This window comes from Streptomyces sp. DT224 (genome assembly GCF_049844595.1).
In the GTDB taxonomy this organism is placed as follows: Bacteria; Actinomycetota; Actinomycetes; order Streptomycetales; family Streptomycetaceae; genus Streptomyces.
In genome coordinates, this window is the sequence record NZ_JBNCLI010000006.1 from 170,818 (window position 1) to 189,552 (window position 18,735).

Here is an 18,735-nt window from a genome sequence, read left to right on the forward strand (position 1 = left end):
GGGACCGGGCATGGTCCGGACGGCCTCGCCGCCGTCAGCCGGTTGCGGCTACGGCCGACCTCTTCCGGCCCCGCGAAGGGCGGATGGAGGCGAGAGCCGTGACGGCGGGGGTCGCACCGGTCGGCGCGGGGGCCGGGCCGGGCTGGTCGGTCAGTTCCAGGACCCAGGCCGGGACGCGGCTGGTCTTGATCTGGATGAGCGCGAGCTCGCATTCGCAGAAGCTGACGGACTCGCCGCGCTTCTGGTGCGGCAGGTCGCTGATGCGGTCCTCGAGGAACCGGCGCTTGCAGCGCAGCTTCTCGGCCGCTTCGTCGTAGCTGTAGTTCCGGACTGTGTCGCACCGGCAGTGAGGTCGGGCGTTCATGCGGCCTCGACCTCCATCAGAAGGTCCTCGACGGTCACCGAGTACGCCCTGCCGAGCAGGACGACCGTCCGGAGGCTGGGGGCAGTTCGGTCGGACATCAGCCGGCTGATCGTGGTTCGCTCGACACCGACTCGCCGTGCGATGGCGCCGTCGGTGAGGTCACCGGCACGCTTTGCCCGTCTCCGGACCGCGTCGACGTCCAGACGGAATTCGGGCATAACACACCTCCCTGAAGTGCATGCATGCGTGCCCTGTCGTGCACGCATGCACAACCTAGCTTTGTGCACGCATGCGCGCAACCATCTGAAAGATGCAACGGATGCGTGTCCGATTCCACGAATGCGCCGGTAGGCGCCCGCACCTCACCAGCGAAAATGACGAAAAAGGGCCTCTACCTGCGAGAAGTGCACGCGTGCACGCTACTGACTCGGGCACGCATGCGCGCTACCCTCCGCTGCATGCGGAGTATGGACACGCCACGAGAACCGACAACCGCCGAGACCTTCGGCCAGCTGGTCAAAGAGCTAGCGACCAGGGCTGGCTACGACATGGAGACCGGCGGCAGCGGACGAGGAAGGCTGGCCGCCGACACAGGCATGAGCATCTCGGCAGTGGGCCGCATGGTCACCGGAAAAACGCTCCCCAAGCCGAACCAGTTCGAGCACATCGCCCGTGCAGTTGGGACATCGGTCCAGACCCTTTTGCAGGCGGCCGGTGTCGTTTCAACTGGGGACTGGGCCGAACGAGACGTTCCGGATGTACCCTCAGTCACCACGCAGTCACCGCTGACCCCAGAGGCAGCAGCAGACGCATGGGGCATCACCGACCCCATGATCCGCCCGATGCTCCTCGGGAACATCGAGCAAGCGATCCGCCTGCAACACGAGGCGACGGAGCGCAAGGCGGCCTCAACGGGAAGGGCGTGAGCATGAGGGGGATGTACATATGGCGGCAAAAACGACACTCGCCGCGCTAAGCGGACTAGCAGCCGGCATCGCCTGCACGGTGGCATCCGTCCACGGCGTTGACACCAGCACGTTCGGAGGCATCCTCCTCCTCACCGCGGTGAGGCTTTTTCCGGGGCTCTGCATCACGCTCGTATCCCTGGCCGTCCTCCGGCGCTGGATGGTGCGCCACGACACGCGGACCCGGGCGGAGTACGCCGCTCTCGCCGAGGAGCGCCGCCAGTACGGCGACGAGTACCAGCGCCGCTCAGCCGAGCTATATGCCCGTGAGCAGCGCCTCGCCGGGATGTCGGAACACGCCAGCTGGCAGATGCTGAACCTCACGAACCGGCTGAGCGAGACGCTGCTCGCTCTCACGGCATCCCGGCGCGAGCTAGCGGAGTTGCAGGCGGATTACGACGAACTCGCCAATGACCACAACCAGGTGATTCGGGAGACCCTGCAAGAGCGCGCGGATGTGTTCAGCCGTAGGCGGCCTGCCCCATCCCGGCCGACGCCGACGCCACCGGCCTTCAAGCCGCCGCTTCCGCCTCCCTCCCGGCTCCGCCTCCCCATCTACCAATTACCCGACCAGCCTCAGCACGACCGGACAGCCGACGACGTCGGCGAACACGCGTAGCCACACGGCAAAGGGCCCGGCAGCAATGCCGGGCCCTCGCACCTTCCATCAGGCGTCAGACCGCCGCCCCACGCCCTCCGATGCCAGATCGGGCGGGGTTGAGCGAGCAGATCCGCAGCGCGTCCGTACGGGCCTGCGCGTACGCCGCCCGAACCGCGTCCTGGTCCATCCCCCAGGCTGCTGCCTCCGTCTCCGCCTGAGGCGCCGTCCTCCACTCCGCCCTCGACAGCGCCGGCTCGTCGGTGTACGCCTCCTCGAACTCCCACACCCAACGCCCCTGCGGCTCGTGGACGTCCGCCGAGCTCGCCAACTCCGTCCCGTCCGGGCCGTACACGGCCGGCCCCATAAACCACAGCCAAGCCCGCTCGGGGACCTCGTCCCGGACGTCCCGCGTCCCGTTGCCGGCCGTACGCACCCACCAGTCCGCGGTGCATCGCTGGACGTCGACCGAAGCGCCGCGCTCCCGCGCCCAGCGCTCCGCGACCTCCTCGGCGTGCTCGACGTTCCAGAATCCGACCTGCTGCGTCCCGAGCCTGGCCACGAACACGCCGCGCGCGGGATCCTTGGCGGGCTCGTGCGGGGCGAACGCCACCGCGACGTCCTGCCCGTACCCCAGCGACCTGTCGATGGTCGTCATGGCCGCCGCGTGGGCGTGCGGCAGCAGATGCCCATACCGGTCGGAGGTCGTCTTGATGCTCTCGTGGCCCAGGCGCCGCTGGACGTACGTCAGGCTGTGGCCGTCGGACAGCAGCGCAGCGACGTGGGAGTGCCGGAGGTCGTGGAACGTCGGGAACTTCCAGTCCGGCAGCAGGCCCAGCTCTTTGGCCGCCCGCACTGCGGAGATCCACCGGTCGTAGAAGGTGCTGTAGACCAGCCGCCGGTCCTCCACACCGGTGAAGATCAGCGCGTTGCTCCCCATCGACTCAATGCCGTGATCGACGAGCTCCTGCCAGACACTGGCGGAGATCTCGACCGTGCGGCGGGACCGCATGCTCTTGGGCTTCCCCAGGTAGGCCCCGGTGTCCGGGTGCAACTTCCACGCACGGGCCACCTTGAGCGCGTACCGGCCGGGCTCCCGGTTCAGCGCATGCCGACGGGCGAGCGCCGTGATCTCGCCCCACCGCATCCCGGTCCCGTACGCAACCCGCACGAACCGTCGGTCGCTCTCGCGCTTGAGGCAGGACACGAGGCCGGCGACCTCGTCCGGACTGAGGAATTCCATGTCCTCGCCCTCACCGTCGGCCACTCCGTCGTCGTCGGTACGGGGCAGGCGCGTCAGCTCACAGGGGTTCCGGGCCCGGAGCGGAGGCTCGTGCTGCACCGCCTCGTTCAGGATGCTGCTCAGCAGCCCGTGGAGGTTCTTCAGCGTCTTCGGGCTCATCGTCTTGTGCTTCGACCCGCGCCAGACCTTCGTCTGCGCCATCAGGTTGACCCAGGCCCGAATGGTCTTGCTCGAAAAATGCTCCGTCGAGCGCACATCGCAGTGTGCGAACGTCGGGAGGATGTAGTTCTCCAGGTCCCGGTAGCAGTCGCGCCGGTACCGCTCCTCAATGCCTGTCCGGTTCGCGATCGATTCTCGTGCGAAGTGGTCGAAGCGGCATTCCTCGTCGGTGGCGGCGCCTGGGTCGATGTACCCGCGCCCCTTCACCCAGCCGGGGGGCCACTGCTGACCGTGCTCGTTGACCGCGTCGCGGAACACCTCGGCGGCCGGCTCGTCGTCGAAGCGTTCTGTCTGCACGGGCGCATCACGCCCGCCGCCCAGCCGCCATTTGACCTGGTAGCTGGTGATCTTGCCAGCCTTGTTCTTTCGGGAGTGCACGCTCGCCATGAACGGAGAGTAGCGATGTGTTCCCGTCGTGTTCCCACGAATCGAGGAACACGCGCGGGAATCCAGCCATCACCGCAGGTGAGGGCACTTGGCAACGAAAGTGCCCGGAACCGGACTCGAACCGGTACGCCCCCGAGGGGCAGCGAGGTTTAAGCTCGCCGTGTCTGCATTCCACCATCCGGGCTTGGCGCGGCTCCGCGTTGGCACATGACCCTATCCGGGGGGCTCGGCGCGATCTGCCGAACAGTGGCTCGATGTTGTCTTATTTATCGATCTCTTGAGTCCCCGTCAGCGCACGTCGGAGGCATACCCACATGCCCGGGCAAGATGGCGGCAGTGCGGGGGTGCCGGGCGAATTGACGGAAAGTCGCCGCACCGACACAGTCGATTCGCCAGGGGCGCGCCACCGACCGCCAGGGGCGCGCCACCTCATGGCTGATTTTAGGTCGCGTTCCGGTCGTTCACGCACCGCAGCACCGGGCGGGTCGCCAGTGCGGAGGGGTCCTCCAGCACCGCACCCGTGACCCGGATCGTGGTGCTCTCCCCGGGGAGGAGCGTGACGAGCATGGTGTCGGCCTCGGCGTCCGGGTGGAGGCGGTCCGGGAAGAGGCAGAGGTCACGGAGAAGGGCCTTCGCCGTCACCTCGACGCGGTACGCGGGAACCGGGGCGTCCTCCTCCGCCGTCACCGTCACCCCGTAGCGCGCCGGCGGGAGGGCTAGGCGCGTGTCCTCCTCCCAGAAGTGCAGGGTCCTGGTGTCGTCCAGGCGGGCGGACAGGAGTTCGCGGGCCGGGTCGGCGGGCGTCGCGAGCGAGGCGGGCAGCGGGACGCTCGTCGTGGTGCGGGGGGCCGTGGTCACCGGCAGGGCCTCCTCGGCCAGGACCGTGCCGTCGAGGGCGTGCCGGGTCAGGCGGAGGGTGCCCGCCCAGGGGGTCGGCGTGTCGTTGACCAGGTGGACGGAGCCGTCTCGGACGGCGATCAGGTGGTCCTCGTACACCGAACGCAGCGCGTGCCAGAGCGGCTTGCGGCGGCCGTCGCCGTCGACCGCCGACCACGAGACGACCGGCCAGCAGTCGTTGAGCTGCCAGACGATGGTGCCCATGCAGTACGGGGTGTGGGAGCGGAAGTGGCGGATGCCGAACGCGACGGCGCGGGCCTGGTTGAGCTGGGTGAGCCAGTGCCAGTCGTCGAAGTCCGTTCCGGGCTGCGGCAGGTGGTCGCCCAGGCCGCGCAGCAGCTTCGCGTCGCCGTCCTCGGCCTTCTGGTGGTGCGCGAGGAGCGGGGCGCCGGGGGTGAGCCGGCCGCTGACCGCGCGGCGCAGGGTGGCGTACGCGGGCGGGCCCTGGAAGCCGAACTCCGCGACGAAGCGCGGCACCCGGTCGGCGTACGCCCGGTAGTCGGCGCGGTTCCACACGTCCCAGATGTGGATCGTGCCCCGCTCCGGGTCCTGCGGGTGGATGTCGGGGCTGCCGGAGTACGGCGATCCCGGCCAGTACGGGCGGGTCGGGTCGGTCTCGGCGACGATCGAGGGCAGGAGCCGGTGGTAGTAGCCGTGGCCCCAGGTGCGGTCGCCGAGCTCCTTCTGCCAGCCCCAGTCGGCGTGGCCCTCCAGGTTCTCGTTGTTTCCGCACCACAGGACGAGGGAGGGGTGCGGGGCCAGACGGGTGACGTTCTCGCGCGCCTCGGCCGCCACCTCGTCCCACAGCGGCTGCTCCTCCGGGTACGCGGCGCAGGCGAACGGGAAGTCCTGCCAGACCAGGAGCCCCTTCTCGTCGCACAGTTCGTAGAAGTCGTCGCTCTCGTAGAGCCCGCCGCCCCACACGCGGACCAGGTTGACGTGGGCGGCGACGGCCTGGTCGAGGCGGTCGGAGAGCTGCTGCCTCGTCAGGCGGGACGGGAAGCAGTCCTCGGGGATCCAGTTCACCCCGCGCACGAAGACCGGCTCGCCGTTCACCGAGATCCGGAACGCCTCCTGTTCGAGGGCGACGGCCCGGAAGCCCGTGCGGAGCGTCCGGACGTGGTCGCCCACGCGCACCTCCACGTCGTACAGCAGCTGTGCGCCGTGACTGTGCGGCCACCAGGGCTCCGCCTGCGGGACGGACAGGCTGAGGGCAACGCGGTGCTTGTCCTCGTCAAGGATGAACACGGCCCCCGCGCCGACCACCCCGACCGAGCCCGAGACCGGTTCCAGGCCGTCGTGCTCGATCTCCACCTCGGCGGTCAGGAACGGCACGCCTTCCGGGTCCAGGTCGGGCAGCAGTTTCACGGACGCGATGCGCGGACCGCTCCACGTCTCCAGGGCGACCGGGCGCCAGATGCCGGAGGTGACCAGCGTGGGGCCCCAGTCCCAGCCGAAGTTGCAGGCCATCTTGCGGATGAAGGCGTACGGCTCTGCGTACGCCCCGGGGCGGTCGCCGAGGCGGTCGCGGAGTTCCTCGGCGTAGGTGTACGGCGCGGTGAAAGTCACGTCGAGGGTGTTCTCGCCCTCGTGCAACAACGTGCGTACGGGAAAGCGGTACGAGCGGTGCTGGTTCGCCGTCCGGCCGATCTCCCTGCCGTTGAGCAGGACCGTCGCGACCGTGTCGAGGCCGTCGAAGCACAGGGCGGCGTGGTCGTGGCCGTCGGGCGTCCAGTCGAAGGTGGTGCGGTACGTCCAGTCGGTACGGCCGATCCAGCCGAGCCGGGTCTCGTTGTCGTCCAGGTACGGGTCCTCGATGAGCCCGGCGGCCAGCAGGTCCGTGTGGACGCAGCCGGGGACGGTGGCGGGGATGCCGTCGGGAACGGCATCGGGAACGCCTCCTGTGGGGAGCCCGGAAGGCACGGGTCCGGCCGGGTGGAGCGTCCAGCCGTCGTGCAGGGGCAGGTGGCGAAGGGTCACGCGCGGGTCCTTCCGCAGTCGGGGAGCTGGGCGCAGGCGACGAAGTGGTCCGGTTCGGTCTCGTACAGGTCGGTGGTGACGCTGCCGCCGCCCTCGTGGAAGGCACACGACGGCACGGGCTCCGGCGGGTCCCACGGCTGGTTGAGGCGGGGCACGGCGGCGAGCAGGGTGCGGGTGTACGGGTGGAGCGGGTTGCCGAACACCTTCCGGGTGTCGCCGCGCTCGACGATCCGGCCCCGGCGCAGCACCACGGTCTTCTCCGCCAGGTACGTGCCGAGCGCGAGGTCGTGCGTGATGTAGAGGACGCCGAGGCCGCGTTCCTTGAGCCCGGCCAGGAGGTTGAGGACGTCGATGCGGGTGGAGGCGTCGAGCATGCTGGTGATCTCGTCGGCGACCAGGAAGCTCAGGTCGAGCAGGAGGGCCCGGGCGATGAGCAGGCGTTGCAGCTGGCCGCCGCTGAGCTGGTGCGGGTAGCGGCCGAGGACCTGCGCCGGGTCCAGGCGCACATCGCGTACCGCCTTCTCGACGCGGTCGGCCCACTCCGCGTCGCGGACGCCCGGGTGGTACGCGCGGCGGACCAGGTCGAAGACGCGGTCGGCGCGGAAGACGGGGTTGTAGCAGGAGAAGGGGTCCTGGAAGACGCCCTGGACGCGGCGGTAGAAGTCCTTTCCGGGCCGCACCCGCTGCCCGTCCAGGGTGAGGGTGCCGGAGCTGACGCCGGTGAGGCCGAGGATCATGCGGCCGATGGTGGACTTGCCGCTGCCGCTCTCGCCGATGAGGGAGACGACCTCGCCGGGCGCGGCGGTGAAGGAGACCCGGTCGACGGCGGTGACGGAGCCACCGCCGAACGCCCCGGCCCGGTAGGTCTTGGTGACGTGGTCGAGGCTCAGCATCAGACCTTCCAGCATGCGACGGAGTGGCGGGGGGCGATCTCGACGACCGGGGGCTCCTCGGCGCAGCGCTCGTCCGCGACGGGGCAGCGGTCGCGGAAGCGGCAGCCGGCCGGGGGGTTCAGGAGCGAGGGCGGGGCGCCGGCGATGCCCTTGAGGGGGCGGTCGGCGTGCCGGGCCCCGACTTCGGGGAGCGCGCCGAGCAGGAGCTTGGTGTACGGGTGGCGGGGCTCGGTCGTCAGGGTCTTCGTGGGCGCCTTCTCGGCGAGCTTGCCCGCGTACATGACCATGATGGAGTCCGCGATGTGCGAGGTGAGCCCGAGGTCGTGGGTCACGAAGATCATGCTGGTGACCAGGCCCTTGTCGCGCAGCCCGGTGAGCGCGCCGACGACGGCGCGCTGGGTGGAGACGTCGAGCGCGGAGGTGACCTCGTCGGCGATGAGGACGGACGGGTCGAGCAGGGTGGAGATCACCATGACGGTGCGCTGCTTCATCCCGCCGGACAGCTCGATCGGATAGCGGTCCAGGACGTCGTGGTCGAGTCCCACCAGGTCGAGCCTGCGGTGCAGTTCGGCGGTGTCCACGCTCGCGCCGCGCGACGCGAGCAGCTCGCGGATCATGCGGCCGATGCGGCGGGTCGGGTTGAGGGCGCTCATGGAGTACTGCGGGACGAGCGAGATCCGGTGGAAGCGGAAGGCGTTCATCGCCCGGTCGTCGGCCACGGGCACGTCGTCGCCGTCCAGCGTGACGGTGCCGCCCGCGTGCCGCATCCGGCCGTCGAGGCGGATCAGCGACTTGCCGAGCGTGCTCTTGCCGCACCCGGACTCACCGGCGAGGCCCAGGATCTCCCCGTCGGCGAGGTCGAAGGAGACGCCGTCCAGGGCCCGCACCTCACCGCGCAGAGTGCGGTAGTGGACCCGGAGGTCGGTCACGGTCAGGGTCATGCGCTCAGACCTCCCTCAGAGCGGTCGCGGTCATGGTCATGCCTCCCGCAGCTTGGGGTTGAAGACCTCGTCGAGGCCGACGTTGGCGACGTACAGCGCTCCGACGATCGCGGTGATCCCGGCACCGGGCGGAACGAACCACCACCACATGCCGAGCTGGAGGGCGCTCCACTGCTGGGCGCTCTGGAGCATCAGCCCGAGGGAGACGCCCTCGGTGGGGCCGAGCCCGATGAAGTCGAGCGAGGAGGCGACCAGCACCGAGCCGCCGAACAGCAGGATGAACATCATGAAGAGGTACGAGCTCATGTTGGGCGCGATCTCGCGGAAGATGATCCGCCAGGTGCCGCTCCCGCTGAGCCGGGCGAGGTCCACGAACTCGCGGGTGCGCAGCGAGAAGGTCTGCGCCCGGATGGCCCGGGCCGCCCACGGCCAGGAGGTGAGCCCGATGAACAGGCCCTGCACGGGCACCGAGCGCACCCCGAGGTACGCGTTGATGATCAGCAGGACGGCGAGCGCGGGCAGCACCAGGACGACGTTGGTCAGCATGTTGAGGATCTCGTCCACGGCACCCCCTCGGTAGCCGGCCAGGAAGCCGACGAGCATGGCGATCACGGCGGCGATGGCCCCGCCGACGACGCCGACCAGGAACGTCGAGCGCAGCCCGTGCACGAACTGGGCGTAGACGTCCTGCCCGAAGGTGGTGGTGCCCATCCAGTACGTGGAGTCGGGCGGGGCGGCCTGCGGGCCGACGTATTCGTTGGGGTCCGCGTTGTCGAGGAGCGGAGGGCCGATGATCCCGACGAGCAGGAGCAGCACGGCGACGGTGAACCCGATGAGCAGCTTCGGGTTGCGGACGGCGTAGTGCAGCGTCTCGCGGCCGGGCCGGGCGGCGGGAGCGGAGGGCGCGGCGGGCTCGGTGGCCGGTTCGGGCACGGTGCTCATGACTGGCCTCCTGCCATGCCGGTGCGGGTACGGGGATCGACGACGACGTACACGATGTCGATGAGGAAGTTGGCGATCAGGACGCCGATGACGATGAACAGGAACGCGCCCTGGAGCAGGAAGAAGTCCTGGTTCTGGATCGCGGCGAGAATGAGCGAGCCGAGTCCGGGGTACGCGAAGACGATCTCCGTGACGAGCGCTCCGGCGACCAGGACGCCCAGTTGGAGGGCGAGTCCGGTGATCTGGGGCAGGACGGCGTTGCGGAAGGCGTAGCGGCGGATGAGGCGCTGGGGTGCGCCGAGGGCCGAGAGGTAGTTCGAGTAGTCCGACTCCAGCTCGTAGATGATCATGTTGCGCATGCCGATGGCCCAGCCGCCGAGCGCGACGAGGAACAGCGACAGGAACGGCAGCACCCAGTGCTGGAAGAGGTCCGCCGCGAAGTCGAAGGACCAGCTGGGCTGGATGTCGAGGCTGTAGCCGCCCGAGAGCGGGAACCAGCCCGCCTTGGAGCCGAGCGCCCAGGCGAGGATGACGGCGATCCACATGTAGGGCATGGCGGTGAGCAGATAGCCGGCCGGGAGCACGGTGTTGTCGAGCACCTTGCGGCGCGCGGCGAGCGCCCCGGCCCAGTTCCCCACGAACCAGCTGAGCAGGACGGCCGGGATCATCAGCCCGAGGGTGTACGGGAGCGCGTCGAGCAGGACGTCGGCGACGGGTTTGGGGAACACCCAGATGGACAGGCCGAAGTCGCCCTGGAGGAGGGCGCTCCAGAAGTGCAGGTACTGCTGCCAGACGGGCTCGTCGAAGCCGAAGAGGTTGTTGTAGTAGGCGCGCATGGCCTCGACGGCCTCGGGCTGCGAGACCCGGGCGCGGGCCACCATGGCGGCGACCGGATCGCCGGGCATGAAGCGCGGGATCATCCAGTTGACGGTGACGGCGACGACGAAGGTCAGCGCGTAGATGAGTAGTTTGCGGGCGAAGTAGCGGCGCAAGAGGGCTCCCCGGAGAGAGCCCCGCCGTGCGGGCTGCGGTCAGGTCGGCACGCACGGCGGGGCGGTCGTGGAAGGGAGCGGCCGGCCGGGGGAAGAGCCCCCGAGGACCGGCCGCTCTCAGAACTGCCGTGTCACTTGGCGGGCTTCAGCTGGGTGAGCGCTTCAAATCCGCCCATCTCCAGCCAGTTGCGCCACATCGCGGGGGCGTACTTGGGCGCTCCGGGCGCGTCCGAGGGCCAGTTGGTCCAGGTGCCGGTGGTGGACTGGGCCCACAGGCCGTTGTACCAGAGGGGGATGACGGGCATCTCCTTCAGCTGGATGTCCTGGATCTTGGAGATGACCTTCTTCATTCCCTCGGTGTCGTCCGTCTTGACCGCGCCGAGCTCCTGGACGAGCTTCCAGGCGTCCTCGTTCTCGTAGCGGCCGAAGTTGACGGTGTTCTGCTGCTTCTGGACCGGAAGCTGGAACATGTACTCGTAGTACGTCCACGGGGTGCTGGAGAGCTGGCGCTCGTTGTTGACGACGAGGTCGAAGTTGCCCTTGCCGCGCTGCTCGTTGAGGGCGTTGGCGTCGGGGAACTCGGTGGTGATCTTGATGCCGGCGGCCTTGGCCGACGAGGCGATGACCTTGGCGGCCTCCATCCAGTCGGTCCAGCCGGTGGGCACGGCCAGCTTCAGGCTGATCTTCGAGCCGTCCTTGTTCTCCACCAGGCCGTCGCCGTCGGTGTCCTTGTAGCCGGCGTCCGCGAGGATCTGCTTGGCCTTGGCGGTGTCGAAGGTGAAGCCCTCGCTCGCGACGAGGCCCTTGTCGATGAACTTGTCCCACTGCGGGAGCAGCCCGGTCGGGTCGGCGCCCTTCACCAGGCCCCCGTACACGCCCTTGACGATCTTCCCGGTGTCCACGGAGGCGGCGAGCGCCCTGCGGAAGGCGGCGTCGTCCATCGGCTTCTTCGTGGTGTTGGGCACCAGCCAGGCGGTGTTGGCGGAGAGCATGTAGGGCGGTTCGTCGTAGTACGAGACGACCTTCTTGCTCTTGACCAGGGAGGCGGCGCCGGGCAGGAAGTTGTTGCTCAGGTCCAGCTGGTTCTGGCCGAGCTGGCCGATGACGACCTCGTTGCTGGGGTTGGAGACGTCCACGATGTAGCGGGGCGCGGGCTTCATGGACAGCGCCTTCACGCCCCACCAGTCGTCGCGGCGCTGCCAGACGACCCGGTCCTGGGTGTGGCTCTTGAGCGTGTACGCGCCGGTGCCGACGGGCTTGTCGTTGACGCCGTCCAGGACCTCCTTCTCGGAGCGTTTGCCCCAGATGTGTTCGGGAACGATGGGCTGCCCGTAGAGCGTGAAGTCCCACTCCTGGTAGCGGGCCTCCTTGAAGGTGAAGCGGACCGTGGTGGCGTCCACCGCCTCGGCGCCGGAGAGCCAGCTCCACAGGCTGTGGAAGGCGGACGCCTCGATCTTCCCGATCTCGTAGGAGTAGGCGACGTCCTTCGCGGTGAGGGGCTTGCCGTCCGACCACGTGACGCCGGGGCGCAGCTTCACCTCGTAGGTCTTGTCCCCGGTCCAGCTGCCCGACTCGGCGAGCCAGGGCGTCAGCTTGCCCGCGGTGGGGTCGAAGTGGAACAGGGTCTCGTAGACCAGGCCCTTGGTGCCGGTGGCGTGGTCCCAGTTGTGCAGCGGGTTGTAGTTGGCCGGCGGCCCCCACTGGGTGCCCGTGGTGTAGAGCGTCTCGTTACGGGGAAGAGCCCCGCCTCCCCCACCGCCGCCGGAACCGCCCGAGCCGCCCGATGAGCCGCCCCCCGTGCACGCGGTGGCGGCGAGTGCGATCACGGCGAGCGTGGTCGCGGTCCGTCCCCGGAATCCCGTGCCCATCGTCCCTCCTTCTCCCCGCCGTCCCTGCCGAGCGGAGTTACTGAACCGGGTAAGTGCCGTGAAGTTAAGGCCGCCTCATGCCCCTGTCAAGGGTGCGGGAGCGCTCCCATTTCGTGTAGGACGCAGGCGAGTTGGGTGTTCGCGGTCATCGAAGCAGCCCGTACGCACCCGCTTTCGCAGTTAGGATGTGCGCGCTGCACGAACCGGTTAAGCGAGGTCACATGCCCAAGCACCGCCCCACGATCGCCGACATCGCGGCCCGCGCCGGGGTGTCCAAGGTCGCCGTGTCCTACGCGCTGAACGACCGGCCGGGCGTCTCCCCCGCGACCCGGTCCGCCATCAAGGCCATCGCGCAGGAGATCGGCTGGCGCCCCAACAGCGCGGCCCGCGCCCTCACCCGGGCCAGGGCCGACGCCGTGGGCCTCGCGCTGTGCCGGCCCGCCCGGCTGCTCGGCGTCGAGCCGTTCTTCATGGAGCTGATCAGCGGCATCGAGTCCGAGCTCTCGCCGCGCGGCTGCGCCCTGCTCCTCCAGGTCGTCACGGACCCGGCCCAGGAGCTGGAGGTCTACCGCCGCTGGTGGGGCGAGGGCAGGGTGGACGGCGTCTTCCTCACCGACCTGCGCGGCGCCGACCCACGCATCGAGGGCGTCGCCGGACTCGGCCTGCCCGCCGTGGCGATCGGCCACCCCTCGGCGGCCGGACCGCTGCCCGCCGTGTGGTCCGACGACGCGGCGGCGGTCCGCGACACCTTCGCGTATCTCGCCGCCCTCGGCCACCGCTCGGTCGCCCGGGTCGCCGGGATGCCGGAGCTGAACCACACCGCCCTGCGCGACCGGGCCCAGCGCGAGGTCTGCGCCGAACTGGGCCTCGGCGAGCCGGTCGTCGTGCACACGGGCTACTCCGGCGACGACGGAGCGCACGCCACGCGCCGCCTGATCAGCTCGCCCGGACGGCCCACCGCGATCGTGTACGACAACGACATCATGGCCGTCGCCGGGCTCTCGGTCGCCCAGGAGATGGGGCTCGACGTGCCGGGCGACCTCTCGCTCGTCGCCTGGGACGACTCCCAGCTCTCCCGGGTCGTCCGGCCCCCGCTGACCGCGCTGAGCCGCGACATCCCGGCGTACGGGGGCCTCGCGGCCCGGACGCTGCTGTCCCTGATCACGGACGGCGGCGCGGCGGGGTCCGAGGACAGGACGGCCCGGCTGGTGCCGCGGGGTTCGACGAGGGCGCCGAGGAAGACCCCTTAGGCCTGTCCGGCGGATCAGGGTCGGAGAGGGCGCGGCGTCTGGTGCGGTGCATCGCAAGGCGCCGGAGCGTCCTGAATGGGGTCTCCCCTGCTCGAACGAAGCTGAGAGCTTGGGGAAGTGCCAGACGCCGCGACCCCGGCCATGATCCGCCGGACAGGCCCTGGGCCGCGCGGAGCCGGATGTCATACCCGAGGAGGACGCCGGCGGGCCGATCATGCGACTCAAGAGGGCCCCGGGAACGGGCACCGGGAGTGACGACCGGCGGCCGTCCGGCGGAGACGATGGAGCGGTACCCCTGACCCGGGGCCCACGCCGACGCGGCGGGCCGCCGGGCGGGCCCCGTCCCGTACGCACCCCAGCCTGGAGTCTGCTGTGACCACCATGTCCACCGCTCACCGCGCCACCGCGGTGGCCGCCCGCGCCACGGAACTGTCCAAGGTCTACGGCGAGGGCGAGACGCGGGTGACCGCTCTCGACCGGGTCACCGTGGACTTCCCGCAGGGCGAGTTCACCGCGATCATGGGCCCGTCGGGCTCCGGCAAGTCCACGCTGATGCACTGCGTCGCCGGGCTCGACAGCTTCAGCAGCGGTTCGGTGCGCATCGGCGAGACGGAGCTGGGCGCGCTCAAGGACAAGCAGCTCACGCAGTTGCGCCGGGACAAGATCGGCTTCATCTTCCAGGCGTTCAACCTGCTGCCGACGCTCACCGCCCTGGAGAACATCACGCTCCCGATGGACATCGCGGGCCGCAGGCCGAACCAGGAGTGGCTGCACCGGGTCATCGGCATGGTGGGCCTCTCCGACCGGCTGAAGCACCGCCCCACCGAGCTCTCCGGCGGCCAGCAGCAGCGCGTGGCGGTGGCCCGCGCCCTGGCCTCGCAGCCCGAGATCATCTTCGGGGACGAGCCGACCGGCAACCTCGACTCCCGCTCCGGCGCCGAGGTCCTGGGCTTCCTCCGCAACTCCGTGCGCGAACTGGGCCAGACCGTGGTGATGGTGACCCACGACCCGGTCGCCGCCTCCTACGCGGACCGGGTCATCTTCCTGGCGGACGGGGCGATCGTCGACCAGATGATCCACCCCACCGCCGACGGGGTGCTGGACCGGATGAAGGCGTTCGACGCCAAGGGCCGCACCAGCTGAGCCGGCCCGCACCGGCGCTTCGTACCCCTTCCTCCGGCCCGTCGTTCCCCGGGCCGGCAGACACCCAGGACTGACAGACATGTTCCGTACCGCCCTGCGCAACGTGCTCGCGCACAAGGCCAGGCTGCTGATGACGATCCTCGCCGTGATGCTCGGCGTGGCCTTCGTCTCCGGCACCCTGGTCTTCACCGACACCCTCGGCAACGCCTTCCGCAACCAGTCGGCCAAGAGCTACGACGACATCGCCGTCGCCGTCACCACCCATGCCGACCAACGCGACAAGGAGACCGCCGCCGTCGGCGAGGCCACCCTGAAGAAGATCCGGGCCCTGGACGGCGTCGCGTCCGTCACCGGCCGGGTCGACGGATTCGCCGGGGTCGCCGACCCCGACGGCAAGCTCATCGGCAACGGCTGGTCCAACACCGGCTCCAACTTCGCCCCCGGCGAGGACGGCAAGGACCCCGCGTACGCCTTCACCGACGGCACGGGTCCCACGGGGCCCGGCAGCATCGCCCTGGACCGCGACACCGCGGAGAAGGGCGAGTACGAGGTCGGCGACAAGGTCCGCGTCGCCACCAACGGGCCGGTGAAGGAGTACACCCTCACCGGGGTCTTCACCACCGAGGACGGCGCGGTCAACGCCGGCGGCAGCCTGGTCCTCTTCGACACCCCGGCCGCACAGAAGCTGTTCCTGCGCCCCGGCGAGTTCAAGGACGTCTCCGTCACCGCCGCGCCCGGCGCCTCCGACCAGCGGCTGCTCGCGGCCGTGAAGCCGCTGCTGCCGAAGGACGCCGAGGCCAAGACCGGCAAGGCGCGCGCGGACGAGCAGGCCGAGGACATCGAGGCCGGACTCAGCGACCTCAACAAGCTGCTGCTCGCCTTCGCCGGGGTCGCCCTCTTCGTCGGCGTCTTCCTGATCGCCAACACCTTCACCATGCTGGTCGCCCAGCGCACCAAGGAGCTGGCCCTGATGCGCGCCGTCGGCGCGTCCCGCCGCCAGGTCAAGCGCTCGGTGCTCCTGGAGGCGGCCGTGGTCGGCCTCATCGCCTCCGTCGTCGGCTTCGCCCTGGGTCTCGGCCTCGCGACCGGGCTGCGCTCCGCGATGAGCCTGCTCGGCGGCAAGATCCCGGCCGGGCCGCTGGTGATCGCCCCGGTCACGGTGATCGCCGCGTTCGCCGTGGGCGTCCTGATCACCGTGCTGGCCGCCTGGCTGCCGGCCCGCCGGGCCGCGAAGATCCCGCCGGTCGCCGCGATGAACAGCGCGCACGCGGTGGCGACGGTCAAGTCCCTCGTCGTGCGCAACACCATCGGCGGCATCATCACGCTGCTGGGCACGGCGGCCATCGTCGGCGGCGCGGCCCAGGCCGGGTCGGACGGACAACTGCTCATCGCGGGCGGCACGTTCCTCGCCCTGATCGGCGTCATCGTCCTCATCCCGCTGCTGTCCCGCCCGGTGATCGCCCTGGTGCGCCCGCTGCTGCGGCGGCTGTTCGGGGTCGCGGGCAAGCTGGCCGCGCAGAACGCCGTCCGCAACCCCCGGCGCACCGGTGCCACCGCGTCCGCGCTGGCGATCGGCCTCACCCTCGTCACCGGCATCTCGGTGCTCGGCGTCACCCTCGGCCAGGCCGTCGACAAGGTGACCACGGACAACATCAAGGCCGACTACATGGTCTCGATGGCCAGCGGTGACGCCCTCGACGAGGCGGCGCTGACCGCCCTGGAGAAGGCCGACGGCGTCACCGCCGCCTCACCCCAGCAGGCCGTCTGGCTGACGATCGGCGGGCGGGGCGTCTCGGCCTCCGGCGTGACCCCGGGCGACGTGCAGCAGGTGCTCACCGTCGACACCGTCGCGGGCTCCCTGGACACCCTGGAGAAGGGGCAGATCGCGGTCGCGGAGAAGACCGCGAAGTCGCACGGCTGGAAGCCCGGGGACACCGTCTCCGTCACGTACGACGACAAGAAGAAGGGCACGCTGACGGTCGGCGCGCTCTACAAGGACAACGAGTTCCTCTCGCCGGTCCTCGTCCCCCGCGCGACCGTCGCCCCGCACGAGGGCAAGGGCGACATCCGCGAGATCTGGGTGAAGACGGAGGGCGGCGCGAGCGCGGACCACGAACAGGCGCTGGTGGACGCGCTGGGCGACAACCCGGGCATGAGCATCATGGACCGCCAGGACATCCGGGACATGTTCGGCGGCGGCGTCAACCTCGCGATGAACATCATGTACGGCCTGCTCGGCATGGCGCTGGTCATCGCGGTGCTCGGGGTCGTCAACACCCTGGCCATGTCGGTGTTCGAGCGCCAGCAGGAGATCGGCATGCTGCGGGCGATCGGCCTGGACCGGCGCCGGGTCAAGCGGATGATCCGGCTCGAAGCGGTGGTGATCTCGCTGTTCGGCGCGCTCGTCGGCATCGGGCTCGGGCTGTTCCTCGGCTGGGCGATCGGGCAGACCGTGGCCGAGAGCATCCCCCAGTACGTACTGGTGATCCCCTGGGGCCGGATCGCGGTCTTCCTGCTCCTGGCCGGCGCCGTGGGCGTGCTCGCCGCCCTGTGGCCCGCCCGTAGCGCCGCCAGGCTCAACATGCTGACGGCCATCAAGACCGAGTAGCCGGAACGCTACGAGGGGAGGGGCCGGTGTCCGCGGACACCGGCCCCTCCCGTGCTCCACGGCGCTCAGGCGGTCGCGTCGGCCTTCCAGGCGCGGGCGCGGAGCGGCATGCGCGAGGCGCCGTCCGCCTCCGGGCGCACCGCGAGGATCTGGTTGACCCCGATCTTGTTGCGCTCGAAGGAGAGGGCGGACGCGGCCATGTAGAGCCGCCAGACCCGGGCCCGGCCGGGCGAGACCATCTTCAGGGCGCTCTGCCAGCCCCGCTCCAGGTTGGCGACCCACTGGCGCAGGGTCAGCGCGTAGTGCTCGCGCAGCGCCTCGACGTCCCGGGCCTCGAAGCCGGCCTCCTCCAGGATGGCGAGGGTCCGGCCGACCGGGGCCAGCTCCCCGTCCGGGAAGACGTACGCGTCGATGAACGCGTCGATCTCGTACGCCGACTCGTCCTTCTCCGGACGGCGCCCGATCTGGTGGTTGAGGAGGCGTCCGCCGGGCTTGAGGAGGGCGAAGAGGTCGTCGGCGTACTCCCGGTAGCGCACGGAGCCGACGTGCTCCGCCATGCCGATGGACGAGACGGCGTCGTAGGGTCCGTCGCGGACGTCCCGGTAGTCCTGGACCCGGATCTCCACACGGTCGGTCAGGCCCTCGTCGGCGATGCGCTTGCGGGCGTAGGCGGCCTGTTCGGCGGAGAGGGTGACGCCGGTGACGCGGGCGCCGTACTCGCGGGCGGCGTGGATGGCCATGGAGCCCCAGCCGCAGCCGACGTCCAGCAGGCGGTCGCCCTCCTTGAGGGCCAGTTTGCGGCAGACGAGGTCGAGCTTGTCGCGCTGGGCGCTCTCCAGGGTCCCGGCGTCCTCCCAGTAGGCGCAGGAGTAGACCATGGACGGTCCCAGAACCAGTTCGTAGAAGTCGTTGCCCACGTCGTAGTGGTGGCTGATGGCCTCCTTGTCGCGGCGTCTGGTGTGCAGGGAGCCGCTGCGCGCCCGTACCTCCTCGGGCGGCGGGGCGGGCGGCAGCCAGGGCCCGGACAGCTTCAGCAGGTCCGCGGCGGCGGCGCGCACCTTCGGGTCGCGCAGCACCCGGAGGCCGCCCGGCGCTTCGGCCTCGCGCTCCCAGATGAGCCCGGCCATCAGGTCCAGGGCCTCGTAGAGGTCGCCCTCGATGTCGAGTTCGCCGGCCACCCAGGCACGGGCCAGGCCCAGTTCGCCCGGCTTCCACAGCAGCCGGCGCAGGGCCCGGCGGTTCCTGATGACGAGGACGGGGGCCCCGGGCGGTCCGGCTTCGCTGCCGTCCCAGGCCCGGACGCGGACCGGTAGGGGTTGGCCCAGCAACTGCTGGGCGAGAGCGGTCAGCCGCAATGCGGCGTCTGCCATGGCGCACACCTCCGTGACGGTGTTTCCCGACGTGCCCAGACATGCCCACACATGTCCCGGACCACGCCCCGGCAC

The 18,735-nt window shown here is 70.3% G+C and carries 15 protein-coding genes and 1 tRNA gene; 5 read left to right on the plus strand and 11 right to left on the minus strand.

Annotated elements, in window-relative coordinates:
- Window positions 1-34: 34 nt before the first annotated feature.
- A complete protein-coding gene (locus ACLQ2N_RS16590) occupies window positions 35-364 on the minus strand; it encodes a hypothetical protein (protein ID WP_425813600.1) in 330 nt (109 codons plus the stop codon).
- Complete coding sequence (locus ACLQ2N_RS16595) at window positions 361-582, minus strand: helix-turn-helix domain-containing protein (protein ID WP_425813601.1); 222 nt, start codon at window positions 580-582, stop codon at window positions 361-363. The genes ACLQ2N_RS16590 and ACLQ2N_RS16595 overlap by 4 nt, the downstream gene beginning before the upstream one ends.
- Window positions 583-822: 240 nt before the next feature.
- Between ACLQ2N_RS16595 and ACLQ2N_RS16600 the strand changes: the two genes are divergently transcribed.
- Together ACLQ2N_RS16600 and ACLQ2N_RS16605 are read left to right on the plus strand one after the other, a co-directional pair.
- Window positions 823-1,290 carry a helix-turn-helix domain-containing protein gene (locus ACLQ2N_RS16600; protein ID WP_425813603.1) on the plus strand — a complete coding sequence of 156 codons (468 nt, stop codon included), beginning with the start codon at window positions 823-825 and terminating at the stop codon, window positions 1,288-1,290.
- Window positions 1,291-1,309: 19 nt separating this feature from the next.
- Complete coding sequence (locus ACLQ2N_RS16605; RefSeq protein WP_425813605.1) at window positions 1,310-1,948, plus strand: hypothetical protein; 639 nt, start codon at window positions 1,310-1,312, stop codon at window positions 1,946-1,948.
- A 55-nt stretch (window positions 1,949-2,003) separates the two neighbouring features.
- Here the strand turns inward: ACLQ2N_RS16605 and ACLQ2N_RS16610 are convergent, their stop codons facing one another.
- The 8 genes from ACLQ2N_RS16610 to ACLQ2N_RS16645 all read right to left on the minus strand — a co-directional run bounded on the left by ACLQ2N_RS16610 (window position 2,004) and on the right by ACLQ2N_RS16645 (window position 12,289).
- Window positions 2,004-3,776 carry a tyrosine-type recombinase/integrase gene (locus tag ACLQ2N_RS16610; protein WP_425813607.1) on the minus strand — a complete coding sequence of 591 codons (1,773 nt, stop codon included), beginning with the start codon at window positions 3,774-3,776 and terminating at the stop codon, window positions 2,004-2,006.
- A 101-nt stretch (window positions 3,777-3,877) separates the two neighbouring features.
- A tRNA-Leu gene (locus ACLQ2N_RS16615) sits at window positions 3,878-3,960 on the minus strand.
- 257 nt (window positions 3,961-4,217) lie between these two features.
- Window positions 4,218-6,653: a beta-mannosidase gene (locus tag ACLQ2N_RS16620; protein WP_425813609.1), complete on the minus strand. Its 2,436-nt coding sequence runs from the start codon at window positions 6,651-6,653 to the stop codon at window positions 4,218-4,220.
- Complete coding sequence (locus ACLQ2N_RS16625) at window positions 6,650-7,561, minus strand: ATP-binding cassette domain-containing protein (RefSeq protein ID WP_425813611.1); 912 nt, start codon at window positions 7,559-7,561, stop codon at window positions 6,650-6,652. Before ACLQ2N_RS16625 ends, ACLQ2N_RS16620 begins: the two co-directional genes overlap by 4 nt.
- The gene (locus tag ACLQ2N_RS16630) at window positions 7,546-8,487 is read right to left on the minus strand and encodes an ABC transporter ATP-binding protein (protein WP_425813613.1); all 942 of its coding nucleotides are present in this window, start codon (window positions 8,485-8,487) and stop codon (window positions 7,546-7,548) included. Before ACLQ2N_RS16630 ends, ACLQ2N_RS16625 begins: the two co-directional genes overlap by 16 nt.
- Window positions 8,488-8,523: 36 nt before the next feature.
- Window positions 8,524-9,429 (minus strand): ABC transporter permease, encoded by a 906-nt coding sequence (locus ACLQ2N_RS16635; RefSeq protein WP_425813615.1) that lies wholly within the window; start codon window positions 9,427-9,429, stop codon window positions 8,524-8,526.
- Window positions 9,426-10,421 (minus strand): ABC transporter permease, encoded by a 996-nt coding sequence (locus ACLQ2N_RS16640; RefSeq protein ID WP_425813617.1) that lies wholly within the window; start codon window positions 10,419-10,421, stop codon window positions 9,426-9,428. The genes ACLQ2N_RS16635 and ACLQ2N_RS16640 overlap by 4 nt, the downstream gene beginning before the upstream one ends.
- A 131-nt stretch (window positions 10,422-10,552) precedes the next feature.
- Complete coding sequence (locus ACLQ2N_RS16645) at window positions 10,553-12,289, minus strand: ABC transporter substrate-binding protein (protein ID WP_425813619.1); 1,737 nt, start codon at window positions 12,287-12,289, stop codon at window positions 10,553-10,555.
- Between the two features lie 221 nt (window positions 12,290-12,510).
- Here ACLQ2N_RS16645 and ACLQ2N_RS16650 point away from each other — a divergent pair, with 221 nt between their 5' ends.
- From ACLQ2N_RS16650 to ACLQ2N_RS16660, 3 genes are all read left to right on the plus strand, one after another.
- Window positions 12,511-13,539, plus strand: coding sequence for a LacI family DNA-binding transcriptional regulator (locus ACLQ2N_RS16650; protein WP_425813622.1), 1,029 nt, complete (start codon window positions 12,511-12,513; stop codon window positions 13,537-13,539).
- A gap of 372 nt (window positions 13,540-13,911) precedes the next feature.
- Window positions 13,912-14,682 carry an ABC transporter ATP-binding protein gene (locus ACLQ2N_RS16655; RefSeq protein WP_425813624.1) on the plus strand — a complete coding sequence of 257 codons (771 nt, stop codon included), beginning with the start codon at window positions 13,912-13,914 and terminating at the stop codon, window positions 14,680-14,682.
- Between the two features lie 79 nt (window positions 14,683-14,761).
- Window positions 14,762-17,290 (plus strand): ABC transporter permease, encoded by a 2,529-nt coding sequence (locus ACLQ2N_RS16660; RefSeq protein WP_425813626.1) that lies wholly within the window; start codon window positions 14,762-14,764, stop codon window positions 17,288-17,290.
- 65 nt (window positions 17,291-17,355) lie between these two features.
- Here the strand turns inward: ACLQ2N_RS16660 and ACLQ2N_RS16665 are convergent, their stop codons facing one another.
- Entirely contained in the window at window positions 17,356-18,660 is a 1,305-nt protein-coding gene (locus ACLQ2N_RS16665) for a class I SAM-dependent methyltransferase (protein ID WP_425813628.1), read from the minus strand.
- Window positions 18,661-18,735 lie beyond the last annotated feature (75 nt).